This is a genomic window from Streptomyces sp. NPDC002911 (assembly GCF_053591835.1).
The window spans coordinates 15,177-37,483 of sequence record NZ_JBSFUO010000032.1; the positions used below are offsets into that span (position 1 = coordinate 15,177).

Genomic DNA, 22,307 nt, shown 5'->3' on the forward strand with positions numbered 1-22,307 from the left:
GACCGCCTGACCCACCAGGAAGTGGAGCCATGACCGGCATCCCAGCCATCAGCCCGTACCCGCTGCCCACCGCGGGCGACGTCCCCGCACCCGTCGTGGACTGGACCGCCGAACCGGACCGTGCGGTCCTTCTCGTCCACGACATGCAGCGGTACTTCCTCGAACCGTTCCCCGACGGCCTGCGCAAGGACCTGGTCCGCAACGCGGCGCTGCTGCGCGAGCGCTGCGCCACCCGCGGCATCCCGGTCGCCTACACCGCCCAGCCCGGCGGCATGACCGACGAACAGCGCGGCCTGCTCAAGGACTTCTGGGGCCCCGGCATGCGCCCCGACCCCCAGGACCGCCAAGTGGTCGACGCACTCGCCCCCGCCGCACACGACCGGCTGCTCACCAAGTGGCGCTACAGCGCGTTCTTCCAAACCGGCCTGCTGCAATGGATGCGCGAACAGGGCCGCGACCAGATCATCCTGTGCGGTGTCTACGCACACGTCGGAGTGCTCGCCACCGCCGTCGAAGCCTTCACGAACGACATCCAGCCCTTCCTCGTCGCCGACGCCACCGCCGACTTCTCCCACACCCACCACCACTCGGCCCTCCGCTACGCCGCCGAACGCTGCGCCCTGGTCACCACGGTCGACGAAGTGTTCGCATGACGTACGGACACAAGACGTCCGGCGACCTGCTGGAGCGGGCGCTGGCGGGGGAACTGGAGGCATTCGCCCTGCTGCACCGGCCCGGCACCACCGGGTCCGGCACCGTGGACGTCCTGGCGGGCCCGGTGTCCCAGCCCGCCACACTGGCCGACATCGCACTGCCCCCAGGACAGGACCCCGGCGCCCGCCACGAGGCCCTGGTCCTCGTGCCCTACCGGCAGCTCGCCGAGCGCGGCTTCGCCTGCGCGGACGACGGGACGCCGCTCGTGACGATGACCGTGACCGACGGACAACAGCTGCCGCTCAGCGAAACCCTGGCCCGCCTCCCCGCTGTGCCGACCCCCCTGGCCGGCGCCGGATTCGACATCGACGACGAAGCGTACGAGGAGGTGGTGCGCCGCGTCGTCAAGGAGATGATCGGCACCGGCGAGGGCGCCAACTTCGTCATCAAGCGCACCTTCACCGCCGACATCACGGACTACGGTCCACACAGCGCCCCGGCCCTGTTCCGCCGCCTCCTGGAACGCGAATCAGGCGTGCACTGGACGTTCCTCATCCACACCGGCACCCGCACCCTGGTCGGCGCCTCGCCCGAGCGCCACATCAGCCTCCAGGACGGCACGGCCGTCATGAACCCCATCAGCGGCACCTACCGCTATCCGGACTCCGGCCCCACCCTCTCGGGCGTCCTCGACTTCCTGGGCGACCGCAAGGAGACCGACGAGCTGTACATGGTGCTCGACGAGGAACTCAAGATGATGGCCCGCATCTGTGCGGACGGCGGCCGGGTCGTGGGCCCCCACCTCAAGGAGATGGCCAGGCTCGCGCACACCGAGTACTTCATCGAGGGACGCACCGACCAAGACGTGCGCGACATCCTGCGCGAGACGATGTTCGCGCCCACCGTCACCGGCAGCCCGCTGCAGAACGCCTGCCGGACCATCCACCAGTACGAGCCGGGCGGCCGCGGCTACTACAGCGGAACCGCCGCGCTCATCGGACGGGACGCCGACGGCCGGCGCGTCATGGACTCCGCGATCCTCATCCGAACCGCGGACATCACCCCCGAAGGGCGCATCGGTATCGGCGTGGGCGCCACCATCGTGCGGCACTCCGATCCGGCCTCCGAGGCGGCGGAGACCCGCACCAAGGCGGCCGGACTCCTCGCGGCCCTCGGCGGCGACGGCACGGAAGGCTTCGCCGGCCACCCGAGCGTGCGGCGGGCACTTCAGCGGCGCAACGACCCCCTCGCCGACTTCTGGCTGGCCCGCACCACGGCCCGCACCCCGGCACCCAACGACCTGGCCGGGCGCAGCATCCTCGTGGTGGACGCCGAGGACACCTTCACCGCGATGATCGACCACCAACTACGCTCCCTGGGACTGCGAGTGACGGTCCGCCGGTACGACCAGGAGTACACCTTCGAGGGTCACGACCTGATCGTGATGGGGCCAGGCCCGGGAGATCCGCAGGAAACCGCCCACCCCAAGATGCGGCACCTGCACACCGCCGTCGACACGCTGCTACGCGAACACCGGCCGTTCATCGCCGTCTGCCTCAGCCACCAGGTCCTGGGCCTCAGGCTCGGCCTGCCGCTGCGCCGCCGGGCGGTGCCCAACCAGGGCGCGCAGAAACGCATCGACCTGTTCGGCACCGCCGAACACGTCGGCTTCTACAACACCTTCTCCCTGGTCAGCGAGGACGACGTGGTCATCGCGGACCAGGTGGGCCCGGTACGGGTGAGCCGGGACCCGGTCACCGGTGAGGTGCACGCGCTGCGCGGCCCCGGCTTCGCCTCCCTCCAGTTCCACGCCGAGTCCGTGCTCACCAGGGGCGGCCCCCGCATCATCGGCACACTCCTGGCCGGCCTGCTCGCGCCCGCCGAAGCCTCCCACGCAGCCTGAACCGCCCGCACCCCTTTGCGATTTCGACGAGTGGGAGAACGAACGGATGCACACCTACGCAGTCGTCGACGCCTTCGCGCGCGAGCCCCTCACCGGGAACCCGGTGGCGGTGTTCTTCGCCGGCGACGACCTGACCTCCGACCAGATGCAGCGCATCGCACGGGAGATGAACCTGTCGGAGACCACGTTCGTGCTCCGGCCCCGGCACGACAACGCCGACGCCCACGTGCGGATCTTCACCCCCGTCAACGAACTCCCCTTTGCAGGGCATCCGTTGCTGGGTACCGCCATCGCCCTGGGCAGCCGCACGTACGCGGACCGGCTGCGGATCGGGACCGCGATGGGCGTGATCCCCTTCGAGCTCGACCGCACCGCCGGGAAGGCCGTCGCGGCGAGCATGCGGCAGCCGGTGCCCGTATGGGAACCCTTCGACCGCGCCGACGAGCTCCTCGAGGCGCTGGGCATCAGCGCGTCGACGCTCCCGGTGGACATCTACCGCAACGGGCCCCGTCACGTCCTGGTCGGTCTGGAGAGCGTCGAGGCACTCTCGAAGCTGGAGCCCGATCACCGCGCCCTGGCCCGCTTCCCCGACATGGCGGCCAACTGCTACGCGGGAGCAGGCACGTCATGGCGCAACCGGATGTTCTCGCCCGCGTACGGAGTCGTGGAGGACGCCGCCACGGGCTCCGCCGCCGGGCCCATCGCCCTCCATCTCGCCCGGCACGGACTCGCCGCGTACGGGCAACGCATCGAGATCACACAGGGCGTCGAGATCGGCCGCCCCTCACCCATGGGCGCCCTCGTGCACGGTGAAGGTGACCGGGTCGACTCCGTCGACGTCTTCGGTCACGGCGTCCTCACCATCGAAGGAATACTCCATGCCTGACCGTCCCGGCCTGCCCCCACGATCCGAGTCGCTCACCGGAGCCGTCGAGGTGGACTTCCCCCAGTTCGTGACGCCCCCGGCCGAACCGATGGGCCTGCTGGCCGCATGGCTGGAGGCCGCCGCCGCTCACGAGGTGCGCGAGCCCCGCGCCCTGGCCCTGGCCACCGCCGACGCTCACGGCCGCACCTCCTCGCGCACCGTCGTCCTCTCCTCGGTGAGCGGCGCCGGGATCACCTTCGCCACCCACGCCGACAGCCAGAAGGGCCGCGAACTGGCCGTGAACCCCTGGGCGTCCGGCGTCCTGTACTGGCGCGAGACCAGCCAGCAGGTCAGCTTCGCGGGCCCCGTGCACCGGCTGTCCGACGCCGATACACAGGCCCTGTGGTTCGCACGGCCTGCCTTCACCCACGCCATGACCACCGTGTCCCGGCAGAGCCGGCCGGTGACCGGCCTCGACCATCTCGCCGAACTACGGTCGAAGGCAAAGGAAGCGGGGCAACAGCAGCGGCCCCTGCCGCGCCCTCCGGCCTACGTCGCCTACCGGCTCGCCCCCGCCACCGTGGAGTTCTGGGCCAACGGCACCGACCGGCTGCACGAGCGGCTGCGCTACGACCGCACCGGCGACGGCTGGGAGTTCAGCCGGCTCCAGCCGTAGGACCACGGCCCGGCAACGACGAAAGACCCCCGTCACCCGCCGGAAGGGAGGCGGATGACGGGGGTCTCTTCCATTCCCGCGGCAGCTCGAGGGCAGGCACTCAGACGGAGGGCACCGCCTCGAGCACGGACGCGTGCGGCGAGGGCTCCAGGACCCGCGTGACCTTCAAGCCCGCCGCCGTGAGCAGCGTCTCGTACTCCGCGCGGGTGCGGCCCCTGCCGTTCAGGACCGTCATCATCAGCATGTCGATGGTCTTGCCCGGATGAGGCTCGTTGCCCGCCGGGATCATGGCGTTGACGGCGAGGAGCCGTCCGTGCGCGGGCATGGCACCGCGGCACGTCCGCAGGATCCGAAGGCACTGCTCGTCCGGCCAGCTGGCCAGCACGTGCTTGAGGAGGTAGACATCGGCGCCGGACGGCACGGAGACGAAGAAGTCCCCCGCCACGGCGCTCCACCGCCCGCTCAGGTCCGCAGTGTCCAGAACGTGCCCGGCCACCACGTTCTCCAGGTCGAACAGGGTGCCCGTCACGTGCGGGTTGCGCCGCAGGACCGCGCGCAGCAGCCCGCCTCGCCCGCCGCCCACGTCGACGACGCTCTTGGCCTCGGTGAAGTCGCAGACCTCGGCGATGTCGTTGCTCAGCGCCTCCGAGAACGCCGCCATGCTGGTGTTGAAGGCCCTGCCGAACTCCGGCTCGCCCGCGACGTAGTCGTAGAAGGGAATGCCGTGCAGGCCCTCGAAGGCGGTGGTGCCCGTACGGACCGCGTCGTGCAGGCGGCCCGCCGACTCCCAGAAGGGCGCCTCACCGCGCACCCGGATGTAGTCACGCAGGGACCGCTCCGCGTACGTACACAGCGGCTCGGCGAGCGGGGTGAGGTGGAAGCGGCCCTCGTCGTCCTCGCGGAAGACGCCCTTGGTGGCGAGGAACCGCAGCAGCCGGTACAGATGCGGGCCATCGGCCTCCACCAGCCCGGCGAGGTCTTCGGCGGTACGCGGGCCGGCCACCAGATGGTCGGCGACGCCGAAGCGCGCGGCGGCGTGCAGAGCCGCCGAGTACACATAGCCCAGAGCGAGTTCGAGCAGTTCGCCCGTCACCTGCGAGGTCCCGGACGGCTGCGGGTCTGCTGTGGCCCGCGGGCGAGCGCCTGCCATCGGTAAGGTCCCCTCTCCCATGCCGTACGAGGTTCAGGCGCACGGAGCGTGCACGAGGCCGGCATGCGCCCCCCAGCGTGCGCCGCGCCCGTCGCGTCCCGCTCGAGTACCGCGTGAGGACGCGCCGGAAGCGGTTCAGCACTGCTCGACCGGGCCCCGAGCGGCAAACCCCATGATTCACCTCGACCGGCCCGAACACGCTGCTGAGGGGAACTCATGGCTGATGACGCATCGCACGGCTTCACCGACGCCGCCGAGCTGCGGCGCAGGAACCGTGCCACCGTCGAGAAATACCTGGCGGACACGAAAGGGCCGGCCAGACTGCACCGGCACGAGCTGTTCGTCGAGCACGGCAGCGGCGGTCTGTGGACCACCGACACCGGGGAGCCCATCGTCATCAGGGGCCGCGACCGCCTCGCCGAGCACGGAGCCTGGTCGCTCGAGATGTTCCCGGACTGGGAGTGGTACAACATCCAGGTCTTCGAGACGCAGGACCCGGACTTCTTCTGGGTCGAGTGCGACGGGCACGGAAAAATCCGTTTCCCGGGCTATCCCGAGGGCCACTACGAAAACCACTTCCTGCACTCCTTCGCGCTCGACGACGGAAGGATCGTGCAGAATCGCGAGTTCATGAACCCGTTCCAGCAGCTGCGGGCCCTCGGCATTCCCGTCCCGACGATCAAGCGCGAGGGAATCCCCACCTGACCGCCGCGAGGCGACGGGCGGCCGGCCCGCCGAGGGCCGGCCGCCAGGACGTCAGCCGAGCAGATAACGCTGGATGGTCGGGGAGAGCAGAGCGATCAGTTCCTCACCCGACGCCGATGCGATCGGCTCCATCTTCAGGACGTAGCGGTACAAAACCACGCCCCAGACCTGCGCCGCCGCCGCGTTGATGTTGATCGCAGGAACGGCGAGCATCTCGGCGACCTGCTCGATGTCCATCGGCCTGTCATCGAGCGCGATGCCCACCTGCGCGAAGAGCTGCGAGTACAGGAAGTCGCGCAACTGCTCAGCGCCCTCCTCGGTGGTGGTCGCCGCGGCGAGGGTGGCGAGCAGCTTCGGCCTCACCTCGGGGTCTTCCCAGCGGGTCAGGGCCGAGCGCAGAAGACTCTCGGCCAACTGCTCGCGCGGCCCGCCGAGCGACGCCGCGCCGGCCTGGGCGAGCACACCCCCCAGCGAGCTCAGGGCGGCCATGCCCTCTCCGGTCTGAGCGACTTGAGACATCTCATTCCCTCCTGATTCCTGTCGTCACGCGACCTTCGTCGCGCAGAGAACGGCTTCCACGGGGAGGGCGTTCTTCGGCATGGCGGCCGGGTCCTCGGCGACCGCCTTGGTGACCTCGAAACCGCACTCCTCTATCCAGCGCCGCCACGTCGACAGCTTCTGCGGCCCGCCCTGGCCCATGGCACAGCCGATGAAGAAGCTGGGGTAGAAGTCGACGGTGTAGTTGTCGGGGTCCTTGATGTCCTCGGGGAACACCGGCACCAGGACGTTGATCGTCCCGCCGGCCTCCAGCGACCGGTGGACGCCCTTGAGGATCCTGAACACGTCACCCCTGTCGAACATGGGCAGGAAGTGCTTGATCAGTACGGTGTCGAACCCCGTGGGCACTTCCTCGAAGACGTCACCGCCGATGAAGGAACAGTGCTCCTCCACACCATGGGCCTTGAAGTTCTCCAGGCATTCCTCCTCCTTCGCCGGCAGGTCGAAGGTGGTGACCTTCAGCCCCGGCGAGGCCTTGTGCCGGAACGTGTGGATCGCGCCGAGGCCCGTGTTGCCGGCGAGATCGAGGACCTGCGCACCGGAGGGGATGTCGACGTGTCCGAAGAACCACGGGTCGATGTGAGCCGTGGCGGTGTTCATCAACCGCGCCCAGGAATCCCGCAGTTCGTCATGCTCCGCCAACGCGTTGTACAGGTCGCCCTCGGAACCGTAGACCTCGCGCAGGCCGACGGTGCTGCCGGTGCGCACGCTCTCGGCCAGATGGAAGAGCTGCCGCAGCGAGACCATCTTGATCATGTCCATATCGGCGAGCACGAGCCGCTGGTCGTGCTCGGAGAGGTCGGCGAGGGCGTCGAGGGTGTAGGCACCGCTGTCCTGGTCGTGGGCGATGAAGCTCTCCTTGACCAGCAGGAGGAGGAGTTGCTCGATGGCGTCGGGCTTGGCGCCGACGGCCTCGCCGAGCTGGGCCGCGGTCAGGCCGGGTGTCTGCCTGAGCTTGTCGACGATGCCGAGCTCGAAGGCGGACAGCAGGGTCATGAACCGTGAGGGGCCCACCATGTATTCGCGGAACCGCGCCAGGGTGGCGGCAGACGTCATTGCGGATATCCCTTTCGAAGTGGGTGCTGCCTCCAGCGCTCCGGGCAGCAGGACACGAACGGTCCGGGCCGGGCGGCACGCGATGCCGCCCGGCCCGGACCGTTCGCCTGCCCGTCGGGGCAGGTACGGATCAGGCAGGATCGGGCGTGCCGAACCAGCGCTGCAGGGCCTCGACGAGTCCGGCGGTGCCGGTGCCCGCCCAGGCGACGTATCCGTCGGGACGGACCAGCAGCGCGGTGGCGCCGTCGAAAGTCTCCGCCGACGGCGGCGTACCGGTGACCGTGGTGACCCGGCCCTTCCAGCCGGCCGCGGCGTCCCGCAGCGCGGGGCTGTCGGCGAGATCGAGCAGCACGCCCTGCGCCGGGTGCAGCAGCTCGGGGGTACGGACCGCGCCACCCGCGGTGTCCAGCGTGCGCGGCGGCAGCCGGCGGCCGACGAGCGGGTGGCCGTCCGCGTCGATGTCGTAGCGGATGTCGATATGACTGACCGCGCCCGCCCACTGCCGCTTGACCTCGTCGAGGGCGATCAGTTCGGCGAACAGGTCACGCAGCGCCTGCGACTCGTCGCCGCCGAAGATGGCCTGCCCCTGGGCGCGGGTGTTCGAAAGCAGGCGTGCACCCACCGGGTGGCGCTCCGCGTGGTACGTGTCCAGCAGGCCCTCGGGCGCCCGGCCCCCGACAGTGGCGGCAAGCTTCCAGCCCAGATTGACCGCGTCCTGCACACCGGCGCTCATGCCCTGACCGCCCACCGGCAGGTGAATGTGCGCGGCGTCCCCGGCCAGCAGCACGCGGCCCTTGCGGTACTCGGCGGCCTGCCGGGTGGCGTCGGTGAAGGAGCTGACCCACTGCGCGGTGCCGCCCGAGATGTCCTCGCCGGTCACCCGCTTCCACGCCGCGGCGACATCGGCGAACTCGACGTCCTCACCGGCACCCAGGAGCGAGGTGTCGTACTCGGACAGGATGATGCGCTCCACCCCGCCGGGCAACTGGAAGACCTGCACCAGACCGCCGGGCAGCCGCTCGCCGTGCGGGCGCGGACGCACCCCGCAGCCGACCACGTCGGCGAGGTGCATGACCTGACCACCGGATGTGCCCGGGAAGCCGATGCCCGCAGCCTTGCGCACCGCACTGCGCGCGCCGTCGGCGCCCACCAGGTACCGGCCGCGCAGCTCCTCCTGCCCGCCACCGGGGATGGCCACAGCGATGGTGACGCCGTCCTCGTCCTGCTCCAGGGAGAGGAACGTACGGCCGCGGCGCAGATCGGCGCCGAGCGCACCGGCCCACTCCTCCAAAACCGCCTCGGTCTGCGACTGCGGAACGCCACGGGCCCCGAAGTTCGCGTCCTCGAGCACGGTGTAGTCGAACGGGATACCGCCGAAGTGCCCGAACGGGCTGGTCTCCAGGCCCGGGAAACGCTCGACGAGACCGCGCTGGTCGAACGACTCCAGGGCACGCGTGGTGAAACCGAGCGCGCGCGACTCACCGCTGGGCTGCTCCAGCGCTTCGGCCACGACGACACTCGCCCCGCCCAGACGAAGTTCCCCGGCCAGCATCAGACCGGTAGGACCGCCTCCGACGACGATGACGTCCGCATCCAGTTTCTTGGCCATGTCCATCCTTTCCTCAGGTCTCTCACGTTCTCGGTGCGGTGCGAAGGACGCAGCACGATGCCCCGGACTCCGAAGTCCGGGGCATCGCGGTGCGGGTGGTGCGGGTGGTGCCGGGCCAGGTCAGCCGTGCTGGCCGGGCGTGTAGTTGCCGCCCGGGATACCGCCGATGACGCCGAGCCGGTTACTGGCGTTGATGAGCGCGATCAGGCAGGTCAGCGCGGCCAGCTGCTCCTCGTCGTAGTGCTTGGAGGCGTTCGCCCACACATCGTCCGGCACACCGCCGGCGCCGTCGGCGATCCGGGTGCCCTGCTCGGCCAGCTCGAGGGCGGCCCGCTCGGCCTCGGTGAAGACGGTGGCCTCGCGCCAGACCGCGACCAGGTTGACCCTCGCCGCGCTCTCCCCGGCGTGCGCAAGGTCCTTGCTGTGGATGTCCGTGCAGAAGCCGCAGCCGTTCACCTGGCTCGCCCGCAGCAGCAGCAGATCGATCGTCGCCTTGGGCAGAAGACCACTGTTGATCACGGCCAGGCTCGCCGTGTTGATGCCCTTCATGGCCTTACCGGCGATCTGGCTACCGAAAAGATTCACCCGTGCAGTCATAATGCTCTCCTCAAAAGGTGGTGTTTACTACCGCTGCACTCTTCCGACGACGCAGCACCGGAAAGTGTGAGGTCGCCGGATGTGATGCCCGTCACAGACGCAATGGCGCGGCTGGGGTCACACCTTTTCCCCGGTGACTTCGTGCAGCAGATTCCGCAGCAGGGGTGAGAGCCGGATGTACGGACCGAGATTCAGGTGCTGCCCTTCCGGGGACCACTTCAGGGCCGCGATGACGAACGGACGGTCGGAATACGCGCACCGCGTGCTCCGCACGAACTTCTCGATCCGCGGGTCGAGCGGAACGGGAAGCACCGACGGATCCCAGTCGCGGACCGGCGCCGGCGCGTAGCAGATCTTCTCGATCCGCGAGGACTCCCAGCCGAGCGTGACATACGTCCTGAACGACCGCTGCGCGAACTTCAGCGCCCGCCCCCGCGGCTGTGCCAGGCCCAGTTCGCGGTTGAGCGACTGGATGTTGTCCTCGGCACGGAAGGCGTCGGGGAGGTGGGCGAAGTACAGATTGACCTTCCTGCTGCGGTAGTTGATCCCGATCATCGCCACGTTGCCCATGTGATGGCGTGCGAACAGCTCCGCGTTGCCGGCCACCGACGCCGGCATGGACGGGACGTCAAGGAGCTGCGCCACGGTGAGCATGTCGTTGGGGAAGTGCGCGTAGACCTTGCTGAAGCCGCTGACGATGCCGCCGTCGATGAAGTACTCGCTGACAGGGACCCGCGCCTTGAGCTCGTCGAGCAGCCCCGCGACGGGGTGGTCCGGCGCTGTGACGAAGCCCTCGGACAGTGCGACCGCATAGGGGTCGGGGCCGCCGGCCGGCACGGTGATGGTGTAGTCGAGGTCGTCGGCGGGGTCTTTGCCGGTCGCCACGCTCAGCACCATCCCGGCGTTCGCGAGGCCCTTCCCGTACGCGGTCAGGACCGGCAGGATCCGCTCGCGCGAGCAAGGCACCTCCAGCAGCCGGGCCGACTCCTCGATGGTCGAATAGACGTCTTCGACCGCGGTCGCTCCAGACATTTGTCCTCCTCCAAGGGCGCATGACGCATCGCGGGCGGGCGCGGGCGGTGCGAGGGAAAAGAGTGACGTTCACACAGGGCGGGCCCGCCGGTCATCGGCGGCGCCGCGAGGCTCAACTCGGCTGCCCGCAGAAGATTCCGGGCAGGGTTGGCGTGCTGGAAGAGTGACATGTGTGCCGTGGCCCCGCCAAGGCCGCCACGAAGTGAGGTGGGTCACTTCGGCCGCGTCGTCGTGCCCGCCTCGACCGGTCCTCGAGAGGCCGCCACGGACAATCGAGCCGATACCGACAGGCAGAGGGAGAAGACCATGGCACTGCGCGTTCCCAAGGCGGAGCTCTCCGAGGAACTCACGGAAAACCTGATCAAGACGTTCGGCGTCGTTCCCGACCCCGTCGCGGTGGCGTGGCACAACCCCAAGGTGGCCGAGTCCACCCTGGAGCTGGGTGGCAGGGCGAACGAATGGGACGCGGTCGACGAGGGCCTCAAGACGTTCGCGCACATGGCCGTCGCGGCCCAGGTCGGCTGCAACTGGTGCCTGGACATCAACTACTTCCAGGCGCTGAACCAGGACCTGGACATGGCCAAGGCGAGCCAGGTGCCGAACTGGCGGGAGGCGGAGGTGTTCGCGCCGCTGGAGCGGGACGTCCTGGAGTACGCCGAGGCGATGACGAGCACGCCGCCGACCGTCAGCGACGAGCTGTCCGCGCGCCTGCTCGACGAGCTCGGCCCGGCCGCACTGGTCGAGCTCACCGCGTTCATCGCCTTCGCCAACCTGGCGACCAGGAACAACAACGCACTCGGGATCCAGTCCCAGGGCTTCTCCGAGGCGTGCGAGATTCCGCTGGCCGCACGTCCCGCGAACTGACCCGTCCAGACAGCGTGCGCCTGCACCACGGATGCGGCGCATCCGTGGTGCAGGCGATGCGGGCGGACAGGGTCAGGAGGCCGGGAACTTCAGGAGTTCACCGCTGTTGGTCAGTGTGTTGTTGGTGACGTACATGTCACCGTTGGCGGCGATGTCCAGCCCTGTGGGCAGGTTCAGCGTGGTGCCGGTGCTGATCGCCGTGAGGGCGCCCGTGGTCTTGTCGATCCGGGTCAGGGCGCCGGTGCCGGGCTGGCTCGTCGTGTCACCGGTGGCGTAGGACAGGGCGACCAGGTCGCCGTCGGGACGCACGGCGAGGTCGATGACGCCCGTCAGACCAGTGGTGAAGACGGTCGGGGCACTGCCCGGTACCCAGCGCCAGATACGGCTGAGGCCCTTGCGGATGCCGCTCATGTCGGCGATGTAGTAGGCGCTGTCCGCACCCTGCACGAGGCCGGTCGGCACCGATTCGGCGTCACCGTTCTTCGGGAAGACGAACTCGGTCGAGACGGCGCCGTCCGGCTTCACCCGCAGCAGGGTGTTGCCGGCGGAGTCGGTGACCAGGAAGTCGTTACCGACCTTCACCGACCGCTGCGGGTTGGCGAGGACCTCGCCGCCGTCGGGGTTCTGACCGCTCTCGTGCGCGGTCAGGTCGCCGAGGATCTGGCCCTTGGCGATGGCGAGCGTGCCGAGCGGCGCGGCGGCCGTGCCGAGCGCCGTACGGGTCGTGGCGGTGCCGCTCAGGCTGTAGGTCACCCGGTAGGTGCCGCTGTTGGCGGACGCGACGTGGTTCACCCCGGCGATCACACTGCTGCCGTCGGCGCGGATGATCATCTTGGAGGGCAGACCGGTGACGACGCGGCCCTTGGTGGATCCCTTCACCCGGTAGACGGAGCCGGTGAAACCGAGGCACTGGGAGCCCGGCGCCGTGCACGCGGTGGCCGGGCCGCTGCCGGACTCCGCGACCAGGACCGCCCCGTCGGACCCGACCGTTACGTCACGAGGATTCTTCAGGCCGGACGCCACGACGGTGGCCGCCTTCGCGTCCGTGGTGGCGGCCTGGCCCTGGCTGGGTATCGCCATCGCCGTGAGGCCGCCCACGACTGCCGTTGCCAGGAAGGCCCCCGCCCAAGACTTGCTTGTTCTGGACATGTCTCTCCTCAACTTGGCACGCCCCCGCAGTCAGGAGCGAACTGAACCGGCATCACCGTAGACGCAGGAATTGGCCGGAATGCAGTGTGCAACATCGGGAATTCCGTAGTTGTGCACCATCTCACCCGGAAGTCGCGAAATCCCCCGCGTATTCGCACCGACAGGAACTCGTGTATCCATGCGCCGAAAGGGAGTTGGCGCATTGCCGGAGAACAGCACATCGGTCGACCGCGGGGGAGCGGACAAGCTTTTATGCGCCCGGTCGGCCGGTCCCCGCAAGGCGCAGCAGCAGGGCCTTCACCTCGGTGGCGGCGAGAATCCCCCCACCCCGCAGGGACGCGAGCAGAGCAGCGCCGGGCCGCCTTCCGGACGCTCGGGCAGCCGTCCGCGGCTGCTCCGCACCGGTGCGGAGCCGAGCGGGACGACGGCCATCCGGTAGCGCATGCCGAGCGGTGACGCCCGGGCCCAAGGCGGCGCCCCGGCCGGCCGGCTACGCGCGCCACCCGGGCGGGACTGGGTCCATCCGGGCCGCGACTGGGTCCAGATGCATGTGGTCGAGGGTCAGGCCGACCCTGTCGTAGCCGAGGTCGGCCTACGGGACGAGGGCGTCGTCGAGCCGCAGATCGGTCAGGCCGTTGGTGCCGTAGCCGAGGCGCAGCTCATGTGGGGCTCACCGTCCGGGTGAGCCGGCGGGCCACCGGTGCGAGCCCGGTGAGCGGCGCGGCGCAGACAGGCGGCCCCGAGCGCGCCGTAAGGGCTGCCCTGGAGCGGCATCATGGCGCGGATGCCGCCGACGACGGCCCGCTGGGTCAGCGGTGGCGACGGGTTGAGCGCGGCGTGCGGGAACGGCCGCGCGGCCGTCGCGGCGCGGCGCCCGCGAGAGCCGGCCCGGGCGAGGGCACGAGGCGCCCCTGACCTCGCAGATCAGGCCCGGCACCCGCCGGCACCCCAGTCGCGGGCGGTGCTCACCGGGCGGCCCCCAGACGCATGGCGAAGCCGAGGAGGGCGTCGTACTGCTCGGCGAGCGCCGAGGAGCCGCCGTCCGGATCCTTGAAGTAGAAGCCGAGCTCCGGCAGGGGCCCGGTGATCCCCGCCTCGTGGGCGCGAGCGGCGAGCCGGGCCAGGTCGAGCACGAGCGGCGCCGCGAGGGCGGAGTCGCAGCCCTGCCAGATGGTCTGCAGAATCATCCGTGACCCGAGGAAGCCCTCGAAGGCGACGTGGTCCCAGGCGGTCTTCCACTCGCCGAGCGCGGGCACGTCGTCGATGTGCACCTCACCCTCGGGCAGCGTCCCGAGGGTGTCCTCCAGGACCCGGTTCTTGCCCGCGTTCTTCGCCGCGGCAGCCGCGGAGTCGGCGAGCGCCGCCCCGTCGCCCCCGCCCAGCAGATTGGTGCCGGACCAGGCCCGTACGTCCAGCGCCCGCTGACGGAACATGGGGGCGAGCACCGCCCGCAGCAGGGTCTGCCCGGTCTTGCCGTCCCGGCCCGCGTACGGCACCCCGGCGGACCGGACCGTGCCGGCGAGGGCCGGGTGGCGTATCCCCGCCGACGGGGTGAAGTTCACGTACGCGCAGCCCGCGCGCAGGGCGGACGCCGCGTACAGCGAACTGGCGGGCAGCCGGGCGGCACCCCCGGCCGGGGCGGGCTCGGTGGAGGCGAGGTTCACCACGACGGTCCGCGCGACCCCGGTGCGCCGGGTGAAGTCCGCGATGTCGGCGGCGAAGGCGGCGATCAGCTCGTCGTCGCCGCGGGGATCGCCGCCCAGGGGGCCGCCGGTGCGTATCTCCCGGTCGGCGGCCGCCAGTTCGCCGCGTACCGCCCGTGCGAGCCCGTACGGCAGGACGCCCTGCTCGGCGAGGGCCTCGGCGTGCTTGGGCAGCGGCCGGTCGACGGTGTCGTGGCCGCCGAAGACGAGGGAGGACAGGGCAGGCAGAGCGGCGGCCGTGAAGGACTCGGTCTCGGTGACCATGCCCGTGGGCGGGCAGAGCCCGGCGGCGAGCGCGGCGCTCCCGGCGACCGTGGTCGTGGCGACGGAGCCGCGGGCCCCGATGAACCACACGCCCGTACCGGCCCCGCCTTCGGGGCCGGTACGGGGACCGCTCGGCTCGGCATGCTCGGACACGGAAGGCCTCCTGAAGTGTGTCGGTGGTGACAGGCGAGGGCGCCCAGGGGGGTGGCAGCACGCGGCCGGGCCGGCCGTCGACGCCGTCCCGCGCTCGTGTACGCCGGCCGGAAGGGCCTTATTCGGCGCGCTGTTGGAGCTGCGCGGCCAGCTCGTTCCAGGCCGCCGCGCAGTTGCGGGCGAGAGCGGCGACCTCGGGAACCCAGTGGCAGGGAAGCCCGCTCCCGAGGGTCTCGATGCCTGCACCGTCGACGGAGTAGTGGTGCAGCCAGCGCAAGGCACGGCGGCCGGCTTCGGTGTGCCGCAGCGAGGGGTCCTCGCTGAGCTTGGCGAGCAGCTTCTGCCGGTCCACCATGCCGCGCGTCACGCGGGCGGGGGCGGGCGGGCGCTGCCGGGCCGGCGCGGCAGCGCCCGGGGTGGTCTCGACGTGCCCGTCGGACCCGGTTGTTGTGCGATAGCGGCCCGGCACGGGGTTCTCGCCGCGTTCGATGCGCTGCCGTACGTCCCGGACCGTCGCAGGGGAGAGCCCCGTGGCCCGGGCGACCTCACGCAGCCCGGCGTCCGGCTGCTCGAAGAAGATCTCGGCGGCGTGCCGGCGGCGCCGGGCGCTGTCGACGGGGCGCACCCGACCGTCCCGGCCGATCCGTGTGCTGGGCTGCGCGGTGTCCGCGGCCGACGACTGCGCGCGGATACGGGCGACGGTCTTGTCGGAAATCCCGGTGGCGGCGGCGACCGCGCTGTCCGACCACTGAGGGTGGGTCAGGACGATGCGGGACGCGGCGGCCGCCCGGTCGGCGCGGGACAGCGGCAGGCCGTGGGCCACGTTGACCCTGACCGACAGGACGAAGGCGTCGGCCGGATCGCAGTCGAGGAGCCGCGCGGTGATCTCGGTCTGCCCGTTGAGCAGGGCCGCGCGGACCCGGTGCGCGCCGTCGATGACGCGCAGGGTGGGCCGGTGCACGGTGATGGGGGGCAGACGGTCCCCGGCCTCGGCAAGCATCCGTACGTGGTCCGGGTCCTCCGCGTCCAGACGGGGAGAGCCCGACAGGACGAGCGATTCGATCGGTACACGGGTGAGTGGCTGCGATTCGATCCAGATGACGGACGGCTCGATCTCGTCGATCTCGACGGCCGTGTACGTCAGCTCTTCGGCCAGAGTCAACGTGCCCCTCCTGACAGCAATCCTCTGTTGGCGCAGATGTGGGACCCCGTCGGCCGTGGGAAGCCACTGACTCAACGGGGCGCAGAGTGTTCGGCGGGACGCTTACGCTCCGTCGCCGGACTCTGACGTGCCGTAGCTCGACGCCGAGAGTACCGTACAGCCGGTTTTTTTGCAAAGTTGTGAGACGCCGTGAAATCGGATGTGAGTGGCTCCCGAGTGGGCCTCGACCGCGCCTCCAGCGCGCCTGGTGGATGGCGTCCGTGGCACCTCAAGCAGCCTTATGGCGCATGTAGTTGACCATACGGACGGGCAGGGTGAGGGGCGGGCCGGGTGGTCGGCGTACCGGCCGGGACGGAGACGTCGGAGGCCTCATCGAGGGGTACTCCGCCACATAGGAGCCCCCGCAGCAAACCGGGTCCCTTGTTTTCAATTGCTCGCATCCGTAGAAGTTTGCGCCTTCATGGAGCCGGCCGTTGTCCACGGTTTCTCTCGCCCGGGCGGGAAGGAGTGGTCGGCAAGGGTCGCGCGCGGTGGTTCGTCTGATTCGATCGCTCCCTCACTCTGGCTTTAAAACCGGCAAGTTGGTTTTATGTGGGGAATGGAAACCCTCGTAAAGCGGGAGAGCCAACAGTGAGCCAACAGGAACGGGCCGCCCGTACCCGGAACGCACTCGTCTGCTCGGCGGCCGAGCTGTTCGAACGGCACGGCTACGAGAAGGCCAGCTTGAACGAGATCAGTTCGGGTGCCGGAGTCAGCCGTGGAGCTCTGCACTTCCACTTCGACACGAAGGCCGACGTGGCCGATGCCGTCGAGAGCGCCGCCCTGCGCGTCCTGCGCCACGCGGTGGGCAGCCCCCCGCCGGGGAACGTGGCCGCTTTGCAGGGCCTGACGGACCTCTCGCACCGCCTGGCCGAGTTGCTGGTCCGGGATGTGGTGGTGCGGGCCGGATTCCTGTTGAGCTGTGAGGCGGGGCAGCGCGCCCGCGTCGACCTCTGCCAGGAGTGGCAGACACACGTGCACGGGTTCGTGGCCCGGGCCGCGGACGAGAAGTCGCTCGCGCCCGGGGTGTCGCAGGAGGCAGTGGTGAACGCCGTGGTGGCCGCGACAGTCGGCCTCGCGGTGCTGAGCCGCAGCGACAGGGAGTGGCTGACCGGCCGGGCGCTCACCGGTTTCTGGAAGCTGCTGCTGCCGTCGGTGGCCGGCCCCCGGGCCGCTGCCGGGACCGAACCGGGCGGGGGCGGCGACCTCAGGGCCGCCGGCATCGGATGTCCTGACCATCCAACTTCCTCACTGCGGCGGGACGTTGTTCGAAGCCGGGATTCGCCCTCGTAGATCGAACATGAACGCTACGCTTCGGGACGCAGCAGCGCCGAGACCGGCACCCGAAGTGGAACACGTCGCCACAGCAAGGAGATTGCGCAGAATGACGCAGGGGCAAGGTTCGCTCGAGGGGAAGGTCGCCCTGATCACCGGGGCCAGCAGCGGTATCGGCGCCGCGGCCGCCCGGGTGTTCGTACGCGAGGGGGCGCGCGTGGTTCTGGTCGCCCGGCGGGAGGACCGCATCGCGGAGCTCTCGGCCGAACTGCGCGCGAACGGCGGGCAGGCCTCGTACTGCGCGGGTGACGTCCAGGTATCCGGCGACGTGGAACGGGCCGTCGCCCATGCGGTGGAGAGGTACGGGCGCCTCGACGTGGCGTTCAACAACGCAGGAACCGGGGGAGACGTGGCCCCCCTGCACCTCCTCGAGGACAAGGCGTACGACCTGGTCATGGACACCAACGTGCGCGGCACGTGGAACTGCCTGCGCCACGAGATCAGAGCGATGAGCCGGAGCGGCGGCTCCATCGTGAACACGAGCAGCGTGGCCGGCCTGGTGGCGAGCTCGGTTCCCGCGCCTTACATCGCGGCCAAGCACGCCGTGATCGGCCTGACCAAGGCAGCCGCCGTCGAGTACGCGGCCACCGGCATCCGCGTCAACGCGATAGCCCCCGGTCTGACCCGGTCGGAGATGGTCGAGGACTGGTTCGCCCGGGTCCCCGGCCAGGAGGCGAAAAGTATGGCGTCCGCGCCGCAGAACCGCATGGCGGCGCCGGCAGAAGTCGCCGAGGCGGCCGCGTGGCTGTGCAGCGACCACGCGTCGTTCGTCACCGGGGCCACCCTGCCCGTGGACGGCGGGCGCACCACCTGGTGACACACGGTCGCGACGGTACGCGGGACCATCCGCGGCCCTCGGACATCCCGGCCCGCCGGTCCGGACCTACGAACCGACGGCGGCGGGCAGCACCGCGTTCTCCGCCTCGGCATTCTCCGCCTCCGCACACTCCATCTGCGCGAAGAGCCGCGCCCCGCGGTCCGGGGCGAGGTCGAGCCGGTTCAGGACGGCGGGCAGGGCGATCGTCGGCATGACGTGCTCGTACAACACGGTGATCCGCGTCTCTATGTCCACCATGCCGGACTCCAGCTGGGAGAAGAGCTGGACGCCGTGAAAGGCGCTGATCATGAATTCCGCAGTCTGCAGCGGCACCACGTGAGAGAGGACCTCGCCCCGCTTCTGGGCCTCGGTCAAAAGCGCCGCCGAGTTCCGGATCAAGGCGGGCCAGGCGCTGCCGTAGTGCTCCCGGCCCAGAGGATCGGACGAGAGTACGGCGCCGGCGCGGATCACCGGGTCGCGGGGCAACTGGTACGCAAGGAGCAATCCCTGGTCCGCCCACTCCTGGACCGTGAGCTCCTGGGGCGGCAGGTTCTGCTCGGACTGCGCCTCGATGACGCCCCGTGCGAGGGCTTCCTTCGAGTCGAAGTGGAAGTACAAAGCGCCCTTGGTCACGCCGGCGACCTTGAGGATGTCCGAGACGGTGGCCGCCGAGTAGCCGTACTCGGCGAATACCTGTGCTGCTGCCGCCAGTACCGAGCGGCGGGTTCGGATTGCACGTACCTGTCGCGCCACGAGACCATCCCTTGTGCCCTGTGCTTGTGCCCGTGTCGGCTGAGCGGCGGACGTGAAAAGAAACCGTCTAGAGGGTACCTTACTTCCCTTCATTGTCACTGGGCGTGTCCACGATCCGCTACGGCGACGGGTCCGGCCCGGCTACGAGCGGCCTGGCGTGACCACACCGAGCAGCAGGGCCGCGCCGGGCGTCACTGTCCGGATCGGACAGCCGGGCCCGTCCGGAAGAGCAGCGGCATGCCGACGAGCGGAAGCGTGCCGCCGGCCACGAGTGTCGGCGCGACGGCCGGCCCACCGCTCACGGCCTGCCGGCGGAGCGGCAGGAAGCGGACGGCGCCGAACACGACGAAGCCGATCAGCCGCCCCAGCGGACAGGCGCGGTCGCACATGAGACCCGGCGGCACGAGCGGTTCGCGGACACGGATCCACTGACGGCGAGGGGCCCGCTCGACGGCGGCCCGACCCCGGCGCGGGCGGTGCGCCGGAACCTGTGCGGGAGCCGCGGCGGATGGCGGAGCCACTACGTGCGGTGGCGACAGGGAACTCGGATCCACGGAACGGAGAGCCGATGTACGCGGAGGTGGCGGCGTTCTACGCCCGCCAGATGCGACGCCTGGACGAGGGCGACGCCGAGGGGTGGGCGGCCACCTTCACCGAGGACGCCGTCTGCCGCCTGTCCACCCGCCCGGATCCGCTACGCGGCCACGCGGGACTGATCGCGGGCGCTCGCGCGGCGACGGCGGCGATCGTAGCCTCCGGGGAGCGACGCCGCCACATGACCGGCATGTTCGAGATCGAGGAGCGCCCGGGCGGCGAACTCCACGTGCGAGCGAACACGGTCGTCTATGCCACCGCCGCGAACGGCGTGTCGAGAGTGCACCAGGTCTGCGCCTGTACGGACGTCCTCGTACGGGGCGCGGGGAACGGGCGCGAGCTCCGGGTCAGCGAACGCCGGATCGACGTCGACGGCACACCTCGGGCCGAGCTCACATGAACATGAGAACAGGGATGGCCGGAAACCAATCAGTCCCCCGTTCGGCGAAAATGCAGCCGCAGCCTGCTGAAAGCCCGCCCCGCGACCGACGGGAAGCATATTCCCGACAAGGGACGGGCCCACATACGACGAGGAGCGCTGATCGCAACTTCCGCCGACACCGTTACGAAGTGGAGTACCGTCTGCGGCGGCATGCTCACCGACTCGATGGGAGACACCTTGTTGCGGCACCTGAGTCTGGTCGCGGTGAACATCGACGGCGTGCTCCTCAACGACAGTTTCAGCCCTGTCATGCGCCGCCTCGTCGAGTCGCGGGGAGGTGCCTACACCGCCGAGTTCGAGCGCGCACTGCTGTCGCAGACCCAGCTCGTCGCCGCCCAGCGGGCGGCGGACGAACTGGGGGGAACTGCCGAGCAGTTGGTGAAGGACTACTTCGCCGAGCGCGAGGACTACCTCCGGGACCACCCGGTGCACACGCTCGACGGAGCGGCCGGGCTGCTGGCCACGCTGCGTTCGCTGGGCGTGCGGACGGTCTGCTACGGAGGGCTCGAGCGCGCGCACTTCGACCGCCATCTCGGCGCGCTCGCCGACTACTTCGACGAGCCGGGCTATGTGTGCACCAACGACTTCCGGCCCGGCATCCGGGAGATCGTCGAGCTCTTCGGGCTCCGCCACGACCAGGCGCTCTTCATCGACGACGTGGCGCGCGTGGCGGAGACCGCACGGGACCTCAAGGTGCCTTTCATCGGACACCCGGTCGACTCCGAACACGACTTCCAGCGGCAGATGATGCAGGAGGCCGGCGCCCGCCACATCGTCGGATCGCTCAAGGAGATCGACGAGGCGCTGCTGCGGACCGTCGACGCGGAGGCGGCCGCAGGGAGCATCTGGGGCTGACACCCTCCGCCGCGCCGGCGAATGACCCCTGAGCTGTGCCTCACTGCGAAAAAGAGCTGGAATATCGGATTCCCTTCCCTTTCTCACGCGACCGGAAAGCACGGAAAAACCCAAGCGCCGTGGAAATCTCCTAGAGCGGTACTGGAGGAAACCGGGAGGATGCGCGATCTTCGCTACTGTTCCCGCGGCGGCGACAGGAGCTGCTGAGGATGAATTGGCGATGCGTAGGGGGTATCCATGGAGATTCAGGTACTGGGTTCACTGAGCGCCGAAGTCAATGGGGGAGTGATCGTCCCGAACGCTGCCAAGCCGCGGCAGATCCTCTCCCTGCTCGCGCTCCACCCGGGACGGGTCGTGCCCGTGCACACGCTGATGGAAGAGCTCTGGGGGCACGAGCCCCCGCCGAGTGCCCGCACCACGCTCCAGACGTACATCCTCCAGCTGCGCCGACGCCTCGGCACCGCCATGGGACCGGACGTCCCCGGAGCCGCCAAGGACGTGCTCGTGACCCGGCACGGCGGGTACCTGCTGCAGATCTCGCCCGAGTCCGTCGACGCCTACCAGTACGAACGGCTGGTCACCGAGGGGCGTTGCGCCTTCGAGGACGGCGACGACGAAAGCTCCTCGCACCACTTCCGGCGCGCCCTCGACCTGTGGCGCGGTCCCGCGCTCGTCGACGTACGCGTCGGGCCGGTCCTGGAGATCGAGGTGCTCCGCCTGGAGGAGAGCCGCCTGGGCACCGTCGAGCGGCGCATCGACGCCGATCTGAGGATCGGCCGGCACTCCGAACTCATCGCGGAGCTCACCCAGTTGACGGCCCAGCACCCGCAGCACGAAGGCCTGCACTCGCAGGCCATGGTCGCCCTGTACCGCTCGGGCCGGCAGGCCGCGGCCCTTGATGTCTATCGCAGGCTGCGCACCCGCCTGATCAACGAGCTGGGCGTCGAACCCTCGCCGCAGGTGCAGCGCCTGCACCAGGCCATCCTGGCCGTCGATCCCAAACTGGACGTCGTCGCCGGAGCGCGACGTTCCACCACCTTCGATCTCTATGCGGCCTGATGCCGCAGGCCACTCCTGCGGCAGCGGTCCGCTCTGTCGCCCGACGCGGCCGTCGACCCGGTCGACAGGATCGCCGGCCTCGGCCTGAGGGCCTGGACAACCGGCGCACCGTGGTGCGTCCGGTCAGGCGACCGGACGCACCCACACTCTGTCCGCGCTCACAGCCGGTCAGCTCGCGGCGCACTTGTCCGAGCGCCACGGCATTCGCGCTGCGAGTTACTTGCTCCCCTGTGTCCGATCCAGGACTACAGGGCCTGGGGGATTAATTGAACCCATCGACAAACGGCCGAGCCGGTTTGTAAATTCCTGGGTC

At 70.1% G+C, this 22,307-nt stretch carries 22 protein-coding genes and 1 pseudogene; 11 read left to right on the plus strand and 12 right to left on the minus strand.

The window, feature by feature from the left end; genetic code table 11:
- Positions 1-29: 29 nt before the first annotated feature.
- Genes ACWD04_RS29500 through phzG form a run of 4 tightly spaced genes read left to right on the plus strand, consistent with a single transcriptional unit; the run spans position 30 to position 4,098 of the window.
- Positions 30-653, plus strand: coding sequence for an isochorismatase family protein (locus tag ACWD04_RS29500; RefSeq protein ID WP_451136794.1), 624 nt, complete (start codon positions 30-32; stop codon positions 651-653).
- Positions 650-2,557, plus strand: a complete 1,908-nt coding sequence (locus tag ACWD04_RS29505) for an anthranilate synthase family protein (protein WP_451136795.1) — start codon at positions 650-652, stop codon at positions 2,555-2,557. The genes ACWD04_RS29500 and ACWD04_RS29505 overlap by 4 nt, the downstream gene beginning before the upstream one ends.
- Before the next feature lie 46 nt (positions 2,558-2,603).
- A complete protein-coding gene (locus ACWD04_RS29510) occupies positions 2,604-3,443 on the plus strand; it encodes a PhzF family phenazine biosynthesis isomerase (protein WP_451136796.1) in 840 nt (279 codons plus the stop codon).
- A complete protein-coding gene (gene phzG / locus ACWD04_RS29515; RefSeq protein WP_451136797.1) occupies positions 3,436-4,098 on the plus strand; it encodes a phenazine biosynthesis FMN-dependent oxidase PhzG in 663 nt (220 codons plus the stop codon). Before ACWD04_RS29510 ends, phzG begins: the two co-directional genes overlap by 8 nt.
- Positions 4,099-4,198: 100 nt before the next feature.
- Here the strand turns inward: phzG and ACWD04_RS29520 are convergent, their stop codons facing one another.
- The gene (locus ACWD04_RS29520) at positions 4,199-5,248 is read right to left on the minus strand and encodes a methyltransferase (RefSeq protein WP_451136798.1); all 1,050 of its coding nucleotides are present in this window, start codon (positions 5,246-5,248) and stop codon (positions 4,199-4,201) included.
- Between the two features lie 216 nt (positions 5,249-5,464).
- Between ACWD04_RS29520 and ACWD04_RS29525 the strand changes: the two genes are divergently transcribed.
- The gene (locus ACWD04_RS29525; protein WP_451136799.1) at positions 5,465-5,953 is read left to right on the plus strand and encodes a PhzA/PhzB family protein; all 489 of its coding nucleotides are present in this window, start codon (positions 5,465-5,467) and stop codon (positions 5,951-5,953) included.
- A gap of 51 nt (positions 5,954-6,004) precedes the next feature.
- Here ACWD04_RS29525 and ACWD04_RS29530 read toward each other — a convergent pair whose 3' ends face one another.
- The 5 genes from ACWD04_RS29530 to ACWD04_RS29550 all read right to left on the minus strand — a co-directional run bounded on the left by ACWD04_RS29530 (position 6,005) and on the right by ACWD04_RS29550 (position 10,805).
- Positions 6,005-6,472: a TetR/AcrR family transcriptional regulator gene (locus ACWD04_RS29530; RefSeq protein ID WP_451136800.1), complete on the minus strand. Its 468-nt coding sequence runs from the start codon at positions 6,470-6,472 to the stop codon at positions 6,005-6,007.
- Positions 6,473-6,496: 24 nt separating this feature from the next.
- On the minus strand, positions 6,497-7,567 hold the full coding sequence (locus ACWD04_RS29535) for a methyltransferase (protein WP_451136801.1): 1,071 nt from the start codon (positions 7,565-7,567) through the stop codon (positions 6,497-6,499).
- Between the two features lie 130 nt (positions 7,568-7,697).
- Positions 7,698-9,176: an FAD-dependent monooxygenase gene (locus tag ACWD04_RS29540; RefSeq protein ID WP_451136802.1), complete on the minus strand. Its 1,479-nt coding sequence runs from the start codon at positions 9,174-9,176 to the stop codon at positions 7,698-7,700.
- A 120-nt stretch (positions 9,177-9,296) separates the two neighbouring features.
- Positions 9,297-9,773 carry a carboxymuconolactone decarboxylase family protein gene (locus ACWD04_RS29545; RefSeq protein WP_451136803.1) on the minus strand — a complete coding sequence of 159 codons (477 nt, stop codon included), beginning with the start codon at positions 9,771-9,773 and terminating at the stop codon, positions 9,297-9,299.
- A 117-nt stretch (positions 9,774-9,890) separates the two neighbouring features.
- Complete coding sequence (locus tag ACWD04_RS29550) at positions 9,891-10,805, minus strand: aromatic prenyltransferase (protein WP_451136804.1); 915 nt, start codon at positions 10,803-10,805, stop codon at positions 9,891-9,893.
- Positions 10,806-11,111: 306 nt separating this feature from the next.
- On the opposite strand from ACWD04_RS29550, the gene ACWD04_RS29555 reads away from it, so the two are divergent.
- Positions 11,112-11,669 carry a carboxymuconolactone decarboxylase family protein gene (locus ACWD04_RS29555; RefSeq protein ID WP_451136805.1) on the plus strand — a complete coding sequence of 186 codons (558 nt, stop codon included), beginning with the start codon at positions 11,112-11,114 and terminating at the stop codon, positions 11,667-11,669.
- A gap of 72 nt (positions 11,670-11,741) precedes the next feature.
- Here the strand turns inward: ACWD04_RS29555 and ACWD04_RS29560 are convergent, their stop codons facing one another.
- The 4 genes and pseudogenes from ACWD04_RS29560 to ACWD04_RS29575 all read right to left on the minus strand — a co-directional run bounded on the left by ACWD04_RS29560 (position 11,742) and on the right by ACWD04_RS29575 (position 16,100).
- Positions 11,742-12,818 carry a ScyD/ScyE family protein gene (locus tag ACWD04_RS29560; protein ID WP_451136806.1) on the minus strand — a complete coding sequence of 359 codons (1,077 nt, stop codon included), beginning with the start codon at positions 12,816-12,818 and terminating at the stop codon, positions 11,742-11,744.
- A gap of 529 nt (positions 12,819-13,347) precedes the next feature.
- Positions 13,348-13,476, minus strand: a pseudogene (locus ACWD04_RS29565) (sugar phosphate isomerase/epimerase); the annotation flags it as partial.
- A 307-nt stretch (positions 13,477-13,783) separates the two neighbouring features.
- Positions 13,784-14,938 carry an inositol-3-phosphate synthase gene (locus ACWD04_RS29570; protein WP_451136807.1) on the minus strand — a complete coding sequence of 385 codons (1,155 nt, stop codon included), beginning with the start codon at positions 14,936-14,938 and terminating at the stop codon, positions 13,784-13,786.
- Positions 14,939-15,056: 118 nt separating this feature from the next.
- A complete protein-coding gene (locus ACWD04_RS29575; protein ID WP_451136808.1) occupies positions 15,057-16,100 on the minus strand; it encodes a hypothetical protein in 1,044 nt (347 codons plus the stop codon).
- Between the two features lie 630 nt (positions 16,101-16,730).
- Between ACWD04_RS29575 and ACWD04_RS29580 the strand changes: the two genes are divergently transcribed.
- Together ACWD04_RS29580 and ACWD04_RS29585 are read left to right on the plus strand one after the other, a co-directional pair.
- Positions 16,731-17,432: a ScbR family autoregulator-binding transcription factor gene (locus tag ACWD04_RS29580; protein WP_451136809.1), complete on the plus strand. Its 702-nt coding sequence runs from the start codon at positions 16,731-16,733 to the stop codon at positions 17,430-17,432.
- Between the two features lie 91 nt (positions 17,433-17,523).
- Positions 17,524-18,291, plus strand: a complete 768-nt coding sequence (locus ACWD04_RS29585; protein ID WP_451136810.1) for an SDR family NAD(P)-dependent oxidoreductase — start codon at positions 17,524-17,526, stop codon at positions 18,289-18,291.
- Positions 18,292-18,357: 66 nt separating this feature from the next.
- Here the strand turns inward: ACWD04_RS29585 and ACWD04_RS29590 are convergent, their stop codons facing one another.
- Together ACWD04_RS29590 and ACWD04_RS29595 are read right to left on the minus strand one after the other, a co-directional pair.
- On the minus strand, positions 18,358-19,044 hold the full coding sequence (locus ACWD04_RS29590) for a ScbR family autoregulator-binding transcription factor (protein WP_451136811.1): 687 nt from the start codon (positions 19,042-19,044) through the stop codon (positions 18,358-18,360).
- A 191-nt stretch (positions 19,045-19,235) separates the two neighbouring features.
- Positions 19,236-19,448, minus strand: a complete 213-nt coding sequence (locus tag ACWD04_RS29595) for a hypothetical protein (protein WP_451136812.1) — start codon at positions 19,446-19,448, stop codon at positions 19,236-19,238.
- Between the two features lie 164 nt (positions 19,449-19,612).
- Here ACWD04_RS29595 and ACWD04_RS29600 point away from each other — a divergent pair, with 164 nt between their 5' ends.
- The 3 genes from ACWD04_RS29600 to ACWD04_RS29610 all read left to right on the plus strand — a co-directional run bounded on the left by ACWD04_RS29600 (position 19,613) and on the right by ACWD04_RS29610 (position 21,994).
- Positions 19,613-20,038 (plus strand): nuclear transport factor 2 family protein, encoded by a 426-nt coding sequence (locus ACWD04_RS29600; RefSeq protein WP_451136813.1) that lies wholly within the window; start codon positions 19,613-19,615, stop codon positions 20,036-20,038.
- A 192-nt stretch (positions 20,039-20,230) separates the two neighbouring features.
- Entirely contained in the window at positions 20,231-20,935 is a 705-nt protein-coding gene (locus ACWD04_RS29605) for an HAD family hydrolase (protein WP_451136814.1), read from the plus strand.
- A 237-nt stretch (positions 20,936-21,172) separates the two neighbouring features.
- Positions 21,173-21,994 (plus strand): AfsR/SARP family transcriptional regulator, encoded by an 822-nt coding sequence (locus tag ACWD04_RS29610; protein ID WP_451136815.1) that lies wholly within the window; start codon positions 21,173-21,175, stop codon positions 21,992-21,994.
- Positions 21,995-22,307 lie beyond the last annotated feature (313 nt).

Bases quoted from the DNA above. Each gene is read 5' to 3' on its own strand.
- ACWD04_RS29500 (WP_451136794.1), top strand. From the start codon at position 30: ATGACCGGCATCCCAGCCATCAGCCCGTACCCGCTGCCCACCGCGGGC.
- ACWD04_RS29505 (WP_451136795.1), top strand. From the start codon at position 650: ATGACGTACGGACACAAGACGTCCGGCGACCTGCTGGAGCGGGCGCTG.
- ACWD04_RS29510 (WP_451136796.1), top strand. From the start codon at position 2,604: ATGCACACCTACGCAGTCGTCGACGCCTTCGCGCGCGAGCCCCTCACC.
- phzG (WP_451136797.1), top strand. From the start codon at position 3,436: ATGCCTGACCGTCCCGGCCTGCCCCCACGATCCGAGTCGCTCACCGGA.
- ACWD04_RS29520 (WP_451136798.1), bottom strand. From the start codon at position 5,248: ATGGCAGGCGCTCGCCCGCGGGCCACAGCAGACCCGCAGCCGTCCGGG.
- ACWD04_RS29525 (WP_451136799.1), top strand. From the start codon at position 5,465: ATGGCTGATGACGCATCGCACGGCTTCACCGACGCCGCCGAGCTGCGG.
- ACWD04_RS29530 (WP_451136800.1), bottom strand. From the start codon at position 6,472: ATGTCTCAAGTCGCTCAGACCGGAGAGGGCATGGCCGCCCTGAGCTCG.
- ACWD04_RS29535 (WP_451136801.1), bottom strand. From the start codon at position 7,567: ATGACGTCTGCCGCCACCCTGGCGCGGTTCCGCGAATACATGGTGGGC.
- ACWD04_RS29540 (WP_451136802.1), bottom strand. From the start codon at position 9,176: ATGGCCAAGAAACTGGATGCGGACGTCATCGTCGTCGGAGGCGGTCCT.
- ACWD04_RS29545 (WP_451136803.1), bottom strand. From the start codon at position 9,773: ATGACTGCACGGGTGAATCTTTTCGGTAGCCAGATCGCCGGTAAGGCC.
- ACWD04_RS29550 (WP_451136804.1), bottom strand. From the start codon at position 10,805: ATGTCTGGAGCGACCGCGGTCGAAGACGTCTATTCGACCATCGAGGAG.
- ACWD04_RS29555 (WP_451136805.1), top strand. From the start codon at position 11,112: ATGGCACTGCGCGTTCCCAAGGCGGAGCTCTCCGAGGAACTCACGGAA.
- ACWD04_RS29560 (WP_451136806.1), bottom strand. From the start codon at position 12,818: ATGTCCAGAACAAGCAAGTCTTGGGCGGGGGCCTTCCTGGCAACGGCA.
- ACWD04_RS29585 (WP_451136810.1), top strand. From the start codon at position 17,524: ATGACGCAGGGGCAAGGTTCGCTCGAGGGGAAGGTCGCCCTGATCACC.
- ACWD04_RS29600 (WP_451136813.1), top strand. From the start codon at position 19,613: ATGTACGCGGAGGTGGCGGCGTTCTACGCCCGCCAGATGCGACGCCTG.
- ACWD04_RS29605 (WP_451136814.1), top strand. From the start codon at position 20,231: ATGCTCACCGACTCGATGGGAGACACCTTGTTGCGGCACCTGAGTCTG.
- ACWD04_RS29610 (WP_451136815.1), top strand. From the start codon at position 21,173: ATGGAGATTCAGGTACTGGGTTCACTGAGCGCCGAAGTCAATGGGGGA.